At 71.7% G+C, this 12,176-nt stretch carries 10 protein-coding genes; 8 read left to right on the forward strand and 2 right to left on the reverse strand.

The window, feature by feature from the left end; translation table 11 throughout:
- Positions 1-28 precede the first annotated feature (28 nt).
- Genes crtY through V5F75_RS18170 form a run of 5 tightly spaced genes read left to right on the forward strand, consistent with a single transcriptional unit; the run spans position 29 to position 5,145 of the window.
- The gene (gene crtY, locus V5F75_RS18150) at positions 29-1,186 is read left to right on the forward strand and encodes a lycopene beta-cyclase CrtY (protein WP_394035298.1); all 1,158 of its coding nucleotides are present in this window, start codon (positions 29-31) and stop codon (positions 1,184-1,186) included.
- Complete coding sequence (locus tag V5F75_RS18155) at positions 1,186-2,712, forward strand: phytoene desaturase (protein ID WP_394035300.1); 1,527 nt, start codon at positions 1,186-1,188, stop codon at positions 2,710-2,712. The genes crtY and V5F75_RS18155 overlap by 1 nt, the downstream gene beginning before the upstream one ends.
- Positions 2,709-3,659 (forward strand): phytoene/squalene synthase family protein, encoded by a 951-nt coding sequence (locus V5F75_RS18160; RefSeq protein WP_394035302.1) that lies wholly within the window; start codon positions 2,709-2,711, stop codon positions 3,657-3,659. Before V5F75_RS18155 ends, V5F75_RS18160 begins: the two co-directional genes overlap by 4 nt.
- Positions 3,656-3,904 carry a hypothetical protein gene (locus V5F75_RS18165; protein ID WP_394035304.1) on the forward strand — a complete coding sequence of 83 codons (249 nt, stop codon included), beginning with the start codon at positions 3,656-3,658 and terminating at the stop codon, positions 3,902-3,904. The genes V5F75_RS18160 and V5F75_RS18165 overlap by 4 nt, the downstream gene beginning before the upstream one ends.
- Entirely contained in the window at positions 3,901-5,145 is a 1,245-nt protein-coding gene (locus V5F75_RS18170) for a glycosyltransferase (RefSeq protein WP_394035306.1), read from the forward strand. Before V5F75_RS18165 ends, V5F75_RS18170 begins: the two co-directional genes overlap by 4 nt.
- Positions 5,146-6,327: 1,182 nt before the next feature.
- Here the strand turns inward: V5F75_RS18170 and V5F75_RS18175 are convergent.
- Positions 6,328-7,641, reverse strand: a complete 1,314-nt coding sequence (locus V5F75_RS18175; RefSeq protein WP_394035308.1) for a hemolysin family protein — start codon at positions 7,639-7,641, stop codon at positions 6,328-6,330.
- A 158-nt stretch (positions 7,642-7,799) separates the two neighbouring features.
- Here V5F75_RS18175 and aroC point away from each other — a divergent pair, with 158 nt between their 5' ends.
- Positions 7,800-8,912: a chorismate synthase gene (gene aroC / locus V5F75_RS18180; protein WP_394035310.1), complete on the forward strand. Its 1,113-nt coding sequence runs from the start codon at positions 7,800-7,802 to the stop codon at positions 8,910-8,912.
- Here aroC and V5F75_RS18185 read toward each other — a convergent pair.
- The gene (locus V5F75_RS18185; protein WP_394035312.1) at positions 8,902-9,471 is read right to left on the reverse strand and encodes an HXXEE domain-containing protein; all 570 of its coding nucleotides are present in this window, start codon (positions 9,469-9,471) and stop codon (positions 8,902-8,904) included. The genes aroC and V5F75_RS18185 overlap by 11 nt on opposite strands.
- Positions 9,472-9,615: 144 nt before the next feature.
- On the opposite strand from V5F75_RS18185, the gene ribB reads away from it, so the two are divergent.
- Together ribB and V5F75_RS18195 are read left to right on the forward strand one after the other, a co-directional pair.
- Positions 9,616-10,926, forward strand: coding sequence for a 3,4-dihydroxy-2-butanone-4-phosphate synthase (gene ribB, locus V5F75_RS18190; protein WP_394035314.1), 1,311 nt, complete (start codon positions 9,616-9,618; stop codon positions 10,924-10,926).
- Positions 10,927-11,165: 239 nt separating this feature from the next.
- Complete coding sequence (locus tag V5F75_RS18195) at positions 11,166-11,987, forward strand: DUF1194 domain-containing protein (protein WP_394035316.1); 822 nt, start codon at positions 11,166-11,168, stop codon at positions 11,985-11,987.
- The last annotated feature ends 189 nt before the right edge of the window (positions 11,988-12,176 follow it).

The following is a 12,176-nucleotide window of genomic DNA, read 5'->3' on the forward strand; positions in this document are numbered from 1 at the left end:
GGATGCCAAAGCGTGGAGGGGCCGGCGCATGGAGATCCTTTTCGTCGGGGCGGGCCTCGCCAACAGCCTGATCGCCGCGCGCCTGTTCGAGCGGCGGCCGCAGGTGCGCTTCACGCTGCTGGAGGCGGGCGAGAGCGTGGGCGGCAACCACACCTGGTCGTTCCACGCCTCGGACCTCGACGCCGCCGGCGCGGCCTTCATCGCCCCCTTCCGCGCCCTGGCCTGGATCGGCCACGAGGTGCGCTTTCCCGCCTTCTCCCGCACCCTCTCGGGGCATTACGGCTCGGTCACGTCGGAGCAGCTCGCCACGGTGCTGGCGGAGCGCGTGTGCGCCCGCATCCGCACCCGCGCGGAGGTGGTGGAGGTGGCCCCCTTCCACGTCACCCTGGCCGACGGCACCCGCCTCACGGCCGATGCGGTGGTGGACGGGCGCGGCGCCGCGCCGGCGCCCCACCTGGACCTCGGCTGGCAGAAGTTCCTGGGGCAGGAGGTGCGCCTTGCCCGCCCGCACGGGCTCAGGCGGCCGATCATCATGGACGCGCGGGTGCCGCAGCTCGACGGCTATCGCTTCCTTTATGTGCTGCCGCTCGATGCCGAGACCCTGCTGGTGGAGGACACCTGCTACGCCGACGGGCCGGAGCTGCCCCTCGAAGCCGTGCGCGCGCGCATCGCCGATTATCTCGCCGCCCAGGGCTTCGTGGCCGATTACGTGGTCCGCGAGGAGACGGGCGTGCTGCCCATCGCCCTCGGCGGAGACATCCGCGCCCATCTGGCGGAAGGGCCGCCGCAGGTGGCGCGCACCGGCCTCAGGGCCGCGCTGTTCCACCCCACCACCGGCTATTCCCTGCCCGATGCGGTGGCGCTGGCGGAGCTGGTGAGCACCCTGCCCGATCTCTCCGGCCCGGCGCTGGCGGAAGCGATCCGCCGCCACGCCATTTCCACCTGGGAGCGGCGCGGCTTCTTCCGCCTGCTCAACCGCATGCTGTTCCGCGCCGCCGCGCCCGAGCGGCGCTACGCCGTCCTGCAACGTTTCTACGGCTTGCCCGAGGGGCTGATCGCGCGCTTCTATGGTGACCGCCTCACCCTCGCCGACAAGGCGCGCATCCTGACCGGGCGGCCCCCGGTCCCGCTCCTGCGCGCCGCGCGCTGCCTTTCGGAGACCAAACGCGCCGTGGCTCCCCGCTGATGCTCGACAAGACCCGCCCCTTCCGCACCGCCGCCGTCATCGGCTCCGGCTTCGGCGGCCTCGCCCTCGCGGTCCGCCTGCAGGCGGCGGGGGTGGCCACCACCATCTACGAGCGGCGCGACAAGCCCGGCGGGCGCGCCTACGTCTACCAGGACGAGGGCTTCACCTTCGATGGCGGACCGACCGTCATCACCGATCCCTCCTGCCTGGAGGAGGTGTTCGCCGCCGCCGGCCGCCGGCTTTCGGACTATGTGGAGCTGCTGCCGGTCTCGCCCTTCTACCGGCTGATGTGGCCGGACGGGCGCTCGTTCGACTATGTGAACGACCAGGCCTCGCTCGACGCGCAGATCCGCAGCTTCGCGCCGGAGGATGTGGAGGGCTATCGCAACTTCCTCGCCTATTCCCAGCAGGTGTTCGAGGAAGGCTACCTGAAACTCGGGGCGGTGCCCTTCCTGCACTTCTCCGACATGCTGCGCGCCGCGCCGCAGCTGCTGCGCCTGCAGGCGTGGCGCTCGGTCTATTCCATGGTGGCGAAGTTCATCTCCGAGGAGCACCTGCGCGAGGCGTTTTCCTTCCACTCGCTGCTGGTGGGCGGCAATCCCTTCGCCACCTCATCCATCTATGCGCTCATCCATGCGCTGGAGCGCAAATGGGGGGTGTTCTTCCCGCGCGGCGGCACCGGCGCGCTGGTGCGCGCGCTCGCCTGCGTGTTCGAGGAGCTGGGCGGCGAGATCCGCCTCTCCACCCCGGTGGAGGAGGTGATCGTGGAAGGCGGGCGCGCCACCGGCGTGCGCCTGAAGGGCGGCGAGAGCGTGCCGTGCGACATCGTCGCCTCCAACGCCGACGTGGTGCACACCTATTCCACTTTGCTCGGCAGCACCCCACGCGGGCGGCACGAGGGGCAGCGGCTGGCCGGCAAGCGTCACTCCATGTCGCTGTTCGTCACCTATTTCGGCGTGAAGCGCACCTGGGAGCACCTGACCCAGCACACCGTGCTGTTCGGCCCGCGCTATCGCGGCCTCGTCAGCGACATCTTCAACCGCCCCGGCCTCGCGGAAGACTTCTCGCTCTATCTCCACGCGCCGAGCGTCACCGATCCCGCCCTCGCGCCGGAGGGCTGCACCGGCTTCTACGTGCTCTCCCCCGTGCCCCACCTGGGCACCGCCCCCCTCGACTGGGAGAAGGTGGGCCCCGCCTATCGCGAGCGCATCCTCTCCAACCTGGAGCTGCGGCTGCTGCCGGGGCTGCGCGAGAACATCGTCACCTCGCGCATGCTCACGCCCTTCGGCTTCCGCGACGAGCTGAACGCGCACCTGGGCTCTGCCTTCTCGGTGGAGCCTATCCTCACCCAATCCGCCTGGTTCCGGCCCCACAATCGCGATTCCAAGATCGCGAACCTCTATTTCGTCGGCGCCGGCACCCATCCGGGGGCGGGGGTGCCGGGGGTGGTGGGCTCGGCCAAGGCCACCGCCGGGCTCATCCTCGCCGATTTCACCACCGGCCGGGTGCGGCCGCGCCGGACATGAGCACGCTCAGGAAAGAGGCACCGCCGGAAGGCGTGCTCGGGGCGAGCGAGGCGGCCATTGCCCAGGGCTCCAAGAGCTTCGCCGCCGCCGCCCGCCTGTTCGATCCGCGCACCCGCGCCGATGCGGTGATGCTCTACGCCTGGTGCCGCCATTGCGACGATGTGGTGGACGGGCAGGTGCTGGGCCACGGGCGGGTGGCGCAGGCGCTTTCCCCTGAGGCGCGGCTCGATGCCCTGTGCGAGGAAACGGCGCGGGCCTATCGCGGCGCGCCCTCGGCCCACCCGGCCTTCGCCGCCTTCGCCGAGGTGGTGCGGCGCAACGCCATTCCCGAGCGCTACCCGCTCGACCTGCTCCAGGGCTTCCGCATGGACGTGGAAGGCCGGCGCTACGAGACCATGGGCGACACGCTGCTCTATTGCTACCACGTGGCCGGGGTGGTGGGGGTGATGATGGCCCTCGTCATGGGCGCGCGGGAGGAGAGCGTGCTCGACCGCGCCTGCGACCTCGGCCTCGCCTTCCAGCTCACCAACATCGCGCGCGACGTGGTGGAGGATGCCGCCATCGGCCGCATCTATGTGCCGGCCGAGCTGCTGGCGGCGGAAGGCGTGCCCGTCGCGGGGCTGGCGGATGGCTTCCACCGCCCCGCCCTCGCCCGCGCGGTGGCCCGCATGCTCGACACGGCGGAGCCCTATTACGACCAGGCGCTCCTGGGCATCCGCGCCCTGCCCTGGCGCTCGGCCTGCGCCATTTCCGCCGCGCGCGGGGTCTACCGCGCCATCGGCCGCAAGGTGCGCCGGCGCGGGGCCGCGGCGTGGGACGCGCGCGTCTCCACCGGCACCGGCGAGAAGCTGGCGCTGCTGGCGCGCGGCATCGCAGAGGCGGCGGGCACCCGCCTCGCCGGCCCCGCCCCGGCGCGGCCGGCGCACCTGTGGACCCGCCCGCGATGACCCATTTCGCAGTGATCGCCCCGCCCCTGCCGGGCCACTACAACCCGCTGCTGGCGCTGGCGCGGGAGCTGGGCCGGCGCGGCCACCGCATCACCTTCCTGCACATGGCGGATGCGGCCGCCCTGGTGGAGGGGCGCGGCGCCGGCTTCGCGGCGGTGGGGCAGGAGAGCCACCCGCCCGGCGCGCGCGAGGCCTACCTCCGCCGGCTGGCGCGGGCCGCCCTGCCCAGGACCCGCCCGCGATGACCCATTTCGCCGTGGTCGCCCCGCCCCTGCCTGGCCACTACAACCCGCTGCTGGCGCTGGCGCGGGAGTTGGGCCGGCGCGGCCACCGCGTCACCTTCCTCCACATGGCGGATGCGGCGGCCCTGGTGGCGGGGCGCGGCGCCGGCTTCGCGGCGGTGGGGCGGCAGAGCCACCCGCCCGGCGCGCTTGAGGCCTACCTCCGCCGGCTGGCGCGGCCGAACGGCCTGTTCAACCTCATCGCCACCCTGCGCGCCACCGCCGCCATCACCGACATGCTCTGTCGCGAGTTGCCCGGCGCGCTCGCGGCCATCGGCACGCAGGCGGTGATCGCGGACCAGACCGAGGCGGCCGGCGCGCTGGTGGCGCGGCACCTGGGGCTGCCCGTCGTCTCCACCGCCACCGCCCTGCCGCTCGATCGCGAGATCGGGGTGCCGCCGCCCTTCGTGCCCTGGCCCTACGATCCCTCGGAGCGCGGGCTCATCCGCAACCGGGGCGGCTACCGCGTGACCGACCTGCTGATGACCCCCATGCGCCGGGTGCTGGCGCGCCACGGCGCGGCCTTCGGCCTCGATCCGGAGCGGGACCAGGGCTTCTCGCCCCTGCTGACGGTGGCGCAGATGCCGCGCGGGCTCGATTTTCCCCGCGCCGCGCTACCCGCCACCTTCCATTACGGCTCGCCCTGGCGCGATGCCGAAGAGCCCGCGGGCGCCCCCTGGACGCCGCCACCGGACGACGGGCGGCCGCTGGTGTTCTGCTCCCTGGGCACGCTCCAGGGCGCGCGGGGCGCCCTCTTCATGAAGGTGGCGCAGGCGGCGGCGCGGGCGGGCGCCCGGCTCGTCATCGCCCACGGCGGACTGCTTTCGGCGCGGGAGGCGGCGCGGCTTTCGCCGCTGGCCCAGGTGCATGCCTTCGTGCCCCAGCGCGCGGTGCTGCGGCACTGCGCGGCGGCGGTGCTCCATTGCGGCATGAACACGGTGCTCGATGCCCTCGCCGCCGGGGTGCCGCTGGTGGCCATGCCCATCGCCTTCGAGCAGCCGGCCACCGCCGCCCGGCTCGCTTATGCCGGCGCGGCGCGGGTGGTGCCCGCCGCCCGCGCGCGCACCGGCCGCCTCGCCCGCGCGCTGGAAGAGGTGCTCTCCACGCCCGGCCCCCGCGCCGCCGCCCGCCGCCTCGCGGCCGAGATGGCGACCCATGGCGGGGCGGCCGAGGCCGCCGACCGCATCGAGGCGGCATTGGCCTGAGCCTGCCGGCAAGCCGTGGCCGGCTTCCGCGCCATGGAAGCGCTGCCATCCGGCGGCAAGCCGGAGCGCACGGGAGCAGCGACGCGGCGCCCCCCCCCGGCACGAGGCTCGGATTCCGTGTCCCATTTCCGCGCACCATGCCGCGCCGCCCCGGCCTCCTGCGGAAAGACACTGAGCCATGCGCCGGATCTCTTCCGCACCAGCGCCATGGGGGAGGAAAGAGCCGGACGCTCGCGCAGAAGGTCGGGCAGGCGTCGAGGGAGGACCACGATGCGGCGCCGAGGCGACCGCCAAGCGGCGGCAGGCCGGGGAGCACCCGGCCGGGCAGCGGCCCCCTCCCGTGCCGACGACATAGCGGAGGAAAAAGTCGGACGCTCACGCGAAAGGCCCGGCAGCTGTCGCGCGGAGGACCACAATGCAGCGCCGGGGACGCTGCCAAGCAGCGACAAGCCGGGGAACGCCGGAGCGGCGGCCCGGTGCCGGGTCGCGGCGCGAGATTCGGATTCCGGATCCCGTTTCCGCGCTTCATGCCGCGCCTTCCAGCCTCCTGCCGAAGGGCGCCGAGCCATGCGGCGGGGCTCTCCCGGACCAGCGACATGGTGGAGGAAGAAGCCGGACGCTCACGCGAAAAGCCGGGCAGGCGTCGTGCGGAAGACCACAATACAACGCCGGGGACGCTGCCAAGCGGCGGCAGGCCGGGGAACGCCCGAGCAGCGGCCCGGCGCGGCGAGCCCCACGCGAGGTTCGGATTCCGGCTCCGTTTCCGTGCTTCATGCCGCGCCTTCCAGCCTCCCGCCGAAGGGTGCCGAGCCATGCGGCGGGGCTCTCCCGGACCAGCGACATGGTGGAGGAAGAAGCCGGACGCTCACGCGAAAAGCCGGGCAGGCGTCATGCGGAGGACCGCAACGCGGCGCTGAGGCGACTGCAAGACGCCGGCAAGCCGAGGAGCATCGAACCAATGAAGCCGTGTCAGCTCGCGGCGCGAGGTTCGGATTCCGGGTCCCTTTCCCCGGTCCATGCCGCACCGTCCCGGCCGCCTGCCGAAGGGCGCCGAGCCGTGGGCGCCCCGCCGCGTCGGCGAAAGGCCGGGGCGCGCCGGCGCGGGGCTTCCCATGCGCGGAGCCCGTCCCCGCCAAGACCTGAGGCGCCGGCTCCTGAGGCGCCTTCCTGCGCCGGCGCAGCTTACTCGGCGTCGGACGCCTTCTGGCGGTGCAGGACGTGGGGGCGCGAGACCAGCAGCTTGTCGATGCGCCGGCCGTCCATGTCCACGATCTCGAAGCGCCAGCCATGGGCGGGGAACACGGCCCCCTCCTCCGGCAGCTCCTTGATGCGCGAGAGGGCGAAGCCGGCCACGGTGTGGAAGCTCTCGTCCACCGGCAGGTCCACGTCCAGCAGCTCCATCAGTTCGTCGATGGGCGTGTCGCCCGCGACGAGGTAGGAGCCGTCCTGCCGCTCCACGATGTGGCGCTCCGCCTGGGTGTCCACCGGCACGGTGGAGGTGATGGCATCCAGCAGGTCGTAGCCGGTGACCACGCCGACCATGTCGCCATACTCGTCCACCACGATGCCCATGGGCACCTCGGCGCCGCGCAGGATGCGCATGGCCTCCAGCGCGCCCACGTTCTCCACCAGGAACGGCGCCGGCTGCACGAAGTCGCGCGGGTCGGGGTTCTCGCCCTTCAGGTAGGCGTCGAGCACGCGCTTGGCCTGGATGACGCCGATGGTCTCCTCGGGCGAGCCCTCGCAGGCGGGCAGGCGCGAATGGGGGGTTTCCAGAAGCTCGGCGCGCACCTCGTCCGGGCTCTTGGAGATGTCCACCCACTCCACGTCCGGCCGCGGGGTCATGATGGCGGTGACGGGGCGGTCCGCGAGGCGCATCACGCCGGAGATCATGCGCCGCTCGGCGGGATCGATGACGCCGGCGGTCTCGGCCTCGGTGATGATGGCGCGGATCTCCTCGTCGGTGACGGCGGAATCGCGGTCGCCGCCCTCGCCCATCAGCCGCAGCACCATGCGGGTGGAGGCATCGAGCAGCCACACCGCCGGCGCCGCCACCTTGGAGAGGCTCACCATGAGCGGCGCCACCATGCAGGCGAGCCGCTCCGGGTTCTGCAGGGCGAGGCGCTTGGGGATCAGCTCGCCGATCACCAGCGAGACATAGGTGATGGCGGCCACCACCGCCGTATAGCCCACCGGCCCGGCGACGCCCGCCGGCATGCCGGCCTCGCGCAGCGCATCGCCGAGCTGGGAGCCGAGCGCCGCGCCCGAGAAGGCGCCGGCCACGATGCCGATGAGCGTGATGCCGATCTGCACCGTGGAGAGGAAGCGCCCCGGCTCCGCCCCCAGCATCAGCGCCGCGCGGGCGCCGGAGCGGCCGCGCTCGGCCATGGGCTTCAGCCGCGCCGGGCGCGAGGAGACAATGGACAATTCCGCCGCCGCGAGCACCGCATTCAGCAGCACCAGGGCGACCACGATGAGAATCTCAAGGAAAGGCATGGCGGGAAAATGGGGCTCCGTCAGTCTCTCCTTATCATCTTTAGCGTGCCATGACAGCTTCGGCGTGACATCCACGCATTGTGATACCGTCGCAGGGGCGGGCTGTTCCAAAATCGGCAGATGTCGTCTATTGGGCGAAGGCGAATCAAGGCCGAGACATGTCGTTCAACACCTTCGGGCACCTCTTCCGCGTCACCACATTCGGCGAAAGCCACGGGCCGGCCATCGGCTGCGTGGTGGACGGCTGCCCGCCCAACCTGCGCTTCACGGTGGAGGAGGTGCAGGCCGCGCTGGACCGGCGCCGGCCGGGCCAGTCCCGCTTCACCACCCAGCGCCGGGAGCCGGACGCGGTGAAGGTGATCTCCGGCGCGCTGGACCATCCCCAGGGCGGGCTCGTCACCACCGGCACGCCCATCGCCCTCCTGATCGAGAACGTGGACCAGCGCTCGAAGGACTATGCCGACATCGCCGGCGCCTACCGGCCGGGCCACGCCGATTTCACCTATGACATCAAGTATGGCATCCGCGACCATCGCGGCGGCGGGCGCTCCTCGGCGCGCGAGACCGCCATGCGGGTGGCCGCCGGCGCCATCGCGGCCAAGGTGCTGCCGGGCGTCACGGTGCGCGGCGCGCTGGTGCAGATCGGCAACATCCCCATCGACCGCGCGCGCTGGGACTGGAACGAGGTGGGCAACAACCCCTTCTTCTGCCCCGACCCCGGCACCGTGCCCCTGTGGAGCGACTATCTCGACGCCATCCGCAAGAAGGGCTCCTCCGTGGGCGCGGTGGTGGAGGTGGTGGCCGAGGGCGTGCCCCCCGGCCTCGGCGCGCCGCTCTACGGCAAGCTCGACGCCGAGCTGGCGAGCGCCCTCATGGGCATCAACGCCGTGAAGGCGGTGGAGATCGGCGAGGGCTTCAACGCCGCCACCCTCACCGGCGAGGAGAATGCCGACGAGATGCGCCGCGGCAACGAGGGCCATCCGCAGTTCCTCTCCAACCACGCCGGCGGCATCCTGGGCGGCATCTCCACCGGGGCGCCCATCGTGGCGCGGTTCGCGGTGAAGCCCACCTCCTCCATCCTCACGCCCCGCCACACGGTGGACCGCTACGGCGAGGAGACGGAGCTGTTCACCAAGGGCCGGCACGACCCCTGCGTGGGCATCCGCGCCGTGCCGGTGGGCGAGGCCATGGTGTGGTGCGTGCTGGCGGACCACCGCCTGCGCCATCGCGGGCAGGTGGGCGAGCCGCCCCTGTGGCCCTTCAACCGCTGACGGCACCGGAAGCGCCGGCCCGCGCGCGGGCGGCGTTGCGCTTCACCGCCACCATGATGGCGGCGTGCACCGCCACCGCCACCGCGAGGCCGAACGCCTGCTGGGCCATGGTGCCCGGCACGGCCGCGATGCCCCACAGTCCGAACGGCACGAACAGCGCCGCCCCCGTGACGAGGCCGGGATTGTAGCTTCTCAGCGCCACCGCCATGCCGATATGGCTGATGCCATTGAGCAGGATGAGATAGACCGCCGCCAGCCCCCAGCCTGGCCCCAGCGCGGCCGCCGCGTAGAGCGCCGCGAGGTTGAGGCCCCACACGCCCGGCAGGTTCACCCACAGCACGTCCGCCACCGTGAGCGCCTCGACCCCGAACACGCGGGTGTTCACGAAGGTGCGGAAGCGGTCGCCCAGGTGCTCCTCCACCTGGTGCAGCATGTAGAGCGGCCCGGCGAGGTAGATGATGCGCTCGGGGCCGCCCGGCAGAACCGGCAGCACCAGCAGCAGCGCGCCGCACATGAACATCGCGCCGGTGACCCAATGGACCGCAAGCCAGTCCTTCATCCCATGCCCCCTCCGCTCCCGTTCTGAGAGTGGCGCGCCTGCCGGGGCGCCGCAAGGGCGCCGGGCGGCAGGGGGTAAATTTCAGCGGTGCTGAATATCTGAAAATTTCATTGTCACTGAAATCGGCGCTGCTATGCTCGCCCCATGAAGCTCGCGGAATGGCTTTCGAGCACCGGCACGAAGCGCAGCGCGTTCGCGCGGCAGGTGGGGTTGTCCCCCGCCAGCGTCACCGCCTTGTGCAACGACGAGAGGGCCTGGATCTCCCGCGAGACGGCCGAGAGGATCGCAGAGGCCACCGGCCACGCGGTGACCCCCAACGATTTCCTCGGTCTTCCCCCGCTCATCCCGCGAGGTTCCCCCGTGACCGACAGCACCCAGTCCCGCGTCCAGGCCGCCATCGAGGCATTCGCCCGTGGCGAGATCATCGTCGTCACCGATGACGACGACCGCGAGAACGAAGGCGATCTCATCCTCGCCGCCTCGCTGGCGACGCCGGAGAAGATGGCCTTCATCATCCGCAACACCTCGGGCATCGTGTGCGCCCCGCTGCCGCCCTCCGAGGCGAAGCGGCTGCGGCTCGACCCCATGGTCTCCAACAACGACGCCCCCCTCGGCACCGCCTTCACCATCTCCATCGACGTGAAGCACGGCACCACCACCGGCATCTCCGCCGAGGAGCGCACCAACACCGTGCGGGCGCTGGCCAACCCCAACATGGGCGCGGCGGATTTCGTGCGGCCGGGCCATGTGTTCCCGCTCATCGCCAAGGAGGGCGGCGTGCTCATGCGCTCCGGCCACACCGAGGCGGCGGTGGACCTGTGCCGCCTCGCCGGGCTGCCGCCGGTGGGCGTCATCTCCGAGCTGGTGAACGACGACGGCACCGTGAAGCGCGGCGCCCAGGTGAGCGAGTTCGCGGACACCCACAAGCTCACCCGCATCTCGGTGGCGGACCTCATCGCCTATCGCCAGGCGCGTGAGAAGCTGGTGACCCGCGCCGCCGAATTCCCGGTGCCCACCTGCGTGGGCGAGCTGCAGGGCTATTCCTACACCACCCCGTTCGACGCGGTGAACCACCTCGCCCTGGTGAAGGGCCGCATCGGCGACGGCGAGAAGGTGCTGGTGCGCCTGCACCGCGCCGACCCCATCAGCGACGCTTTCGGCGGCGGCAAGTCCATTCAGAAGGCGCTGGAGCGCATCGAGGCCGAGGGCCGCGGCGTGCTGGTCTACCTGCGCGACGGCACGGCCGGCGTGCCGCCCTCCGCCCTCGGCGCCGGGGAGATGTCCTCCAGCGAGGCCGAGCGCGACCGCCACTGGCGCGAGGTGGGCCTCGGCGCCCAGATCCTGCGCGATCTCGGCATCGTCTCCATCCGCCTCCTGGCCTCCAAGGCGCGCACCTATGTGGGCCTGGGCGGCTTCGGCATCGAGATCACGGACACCGAAACCCTCGACCAGTGAGCCTCGACCAGTGATCCATGAGGCCCGCCGGCCCGCGCACATGCGGCGCCGACCGGCGGGCCTCAAGCGATTGTGACAATGGCGCGACAGCGCTTTCCTCACCCCCTTACAGCATCCATGCCCATTTGCGCCGCCTCTCCCCCATAAGAAGAGGCGGCTAAGCTCTTTTGCCCCCGGCCGGAAGGTGCCAGCATCATCGCGACCACATGTCGCGGGCGCTGAGGACAGGGAGCGGGGAGATGATGGCGCTGAGGCTCTGGCACGGATCGTGGCTTTTCGCCCTCGCGCTGCTGGCGCCGGGCACCCCGGCGACCGCCGGGAGCACGGGAACCCCGGTGGACCTCGAGCTGGTCCTGGCGGTGGACGTCTCCTATTCCATGGACACCGAGGAGCAGGCGCTCCAGCGCGACGGCTACGCCGCCGCCGTCACCTCCCCCGAGTTCCTCGATGCCCTGCGGCTCGGCCCCCGCGGGCGCATCGCGGTGGCCTATGTGGAATGGGCGGGCGAGAGCGAGCAGCAGGTGGTGGTGAGCTGGCGCGTCATCGACGGGCGCGAGAGCGCCCACGCCTTCGCCGACACGCTGAAGGCGGCGCCCCTGCGCCGGATCTACCGCACCTCCATCTCCGGCGCCCTGCTCTACAGCGCCGACCAGTTCGACCTCAACGGCTTCAACGGCCTGCGCCGGGTCATCGACATTTCCGGCGACGGGGTGAACAACCAGGGCCCGCCGGTGCAGGTGGCGCGCGACTCCGTACTGGAGCGCGGAATCACGGTGAACGGCCTGCCGCTGGTGATGAAGCGCGCCGAGAGCTCCGCCATCGACGTGCCCGAGCTCGACATCTACTATGAGGATTGTGTCATCGGCGGGCCGGGGGCGTTCGTGATCCCGGTGGAGCACATCGCGGAGTTCGCCCGCGCCATCAAGACCAAGCTGGTGCTGGAAGTGGCGGGCGTGGAGCCCTCCGCCGCGCCGGGCCTGGCGGTGCCCGCCTCCGCCCGCGCGCCGCGCGCCTCCTGCACCATCGGCGAGAAGATGTGGCTCGACCACTGGTCGAACTGAGGCGGGGCGGGTCTTCGGAGCCCTTTTCGAGAAAAAGCAGAGGGGTATCTGGATCTGGCAACAGGAACGCGCTGAGTTTACCAGAGGCTCTAGCTTCTCAGAGCTTGGAGCCGTTGGCAAACTCGGCGCAATCCGTCTTTAAATTGATGATCCGCCACCTCATCAAGTCTCATGGAGGTCACACAGACG

The sequence above is a fragment of the Xanthobacter albus genome, from assembly GCF_043194895.2.
GTDB lineage: Bacteria > Pseudomonadota > Alphaproteobacteria > Rhizobiales > Xanthobacteraceae > Xanthobacter.